Consider the following 1,541-nt stretch of genomic DNA (forward strand, 5'->3'; position numbering starts at 1 on the left):
GCGTTCAACGAAAACGACGCCGTGGCGGGCCAGAGCGTGGCGACGTTCACGGCGAGTGACGAAGAAGACGGCGCCCTGACCGTGGCTAACGGGGGCGTTGACTTCACCTCAGGCAGCAACGACACCGGCTACTACGCCTTCGACGGCGAGAACGTGGTGCTCACCCAGGCTGGCGTCGATGCCATCAACGCCGGCACCGAGCTGCCCGCGGTGAGCCTGACCGCCACCGACAGCGCCAACGCCACCGCCAATGCCGCGGCGACGCCGACTTATACTGCCCAGAACGACGGCCCGACCATCGCGGTCACTGCCGAACCCGCGTTCAACGAAAACGACGCCGTAGCGGGCCAAACCATGGCGACGTTCACGGCGAGCGACGAAGAAGACGGCGCCCTGACCGCCGGTGGCGGCCAAGTGACCTTCAGCCCAGGTAGCAACGACGCCGGTTACTACGCCTTCGACGGCGAGAACGTGGTGCTCACCCAGGCCGGCGTCGACGCCATCAACGCCGGCACCGAGCTGCCCGCGGTGAGCCTGACCGCCACCGACAGCGCCAACGCCACCGCCAATGCCGCGGCGACGCCGACTTATACTGCCCAGAACGACGGCCCGACCATCGCGGTCACTGCCGAACCCGCGTTCAACGAAAACGACGCCGTAGCGGGCCAAACCATGGCGACGTTCACGGCGAGCGACGAAGAAGACGGCGCCCTGACCGCCGGTGGCGGCCAAGTGACCTTCACGCCGGGCACGAATAACGACGGTTACTACGCCTTCGACGGCGAGAACGTGGTGCTCACCCAGGCCGGTGTCGACGCCATCAACGCCGGCACCGAGCTGCCCGCGGTGAGCCTGACTGCCACCGACAGCGCCAACGCCACCGCCAATGCCGCGGCGACGCCGACTTATACCGCCCAGAACGACGGCCCGACGATCGCGGTCACTGCCGAACCCGCGTTCAACGAAAATGACGCCGTGGCGGGCCAAACCATGGCGACGTTCACGGCGAGCGACGAAGAAGACGGCGCCCTGACCGCCGGTGGCGGCCAAGTGACCTTCAGCCCAGGTAGCAACGACGCCGGCTACTACGCCTTCGACGGCGAGAACGTGGTGCTCACCCAGGCCGGCGTCGACGCCATCAACGCCGGCACCGAGCTGCCCGCGGTGAGCCTGACCGCCACCGACAGCGCCAACGCCACGACCCAAGATAGCGATACCCCGAGCTATGTAGCGCAGAACGACGGCCCGACCATCGACGTGACCGCGGCGCCTGCGTTCAACGAAAACGACGCCGTGGCGGGCCAGAGCGTCGCCACCTTCAGCGCCAGTGACGAAGAAGACGGCGCGCTTACCGCCAGTGCCGGTCAAGTCACCTTCAGCCCAGGCAGCAACGACGCCGGCTACTACGCCTTCGACGGCGAGGACGTGGTGCTCACCCAGGCCGGTGTCGACGCCATCAACGCCGGCACCGAGCTGCCCGCGGTGAGCCTGACTGCCACCGACAGCGCCAACGCCACGACCCAAGATAGCGATACCCCGAG

1 protein-coding gene is annotated in these 1,541 nt (G+C 67.7%); it reads left to right on the plus strand.

The features are described from left to right. The coding region (locus DFO68_RS15600; protein ID WP_166637596.1) for a hypothetical protein at positions 1–1,541 on the plus strand (1,541 nt) is incomplete at both ends.

The sequence above is a fragment of the Halomonas ventosae genome (assembly GCF_004361885.1).
Lineage (GTDB): Bacteria > Pseudomonadota > Gammaproteobacteria > Pseudomonadales > Halomonadaceae > Halomonas > Halomonas ventosae_C.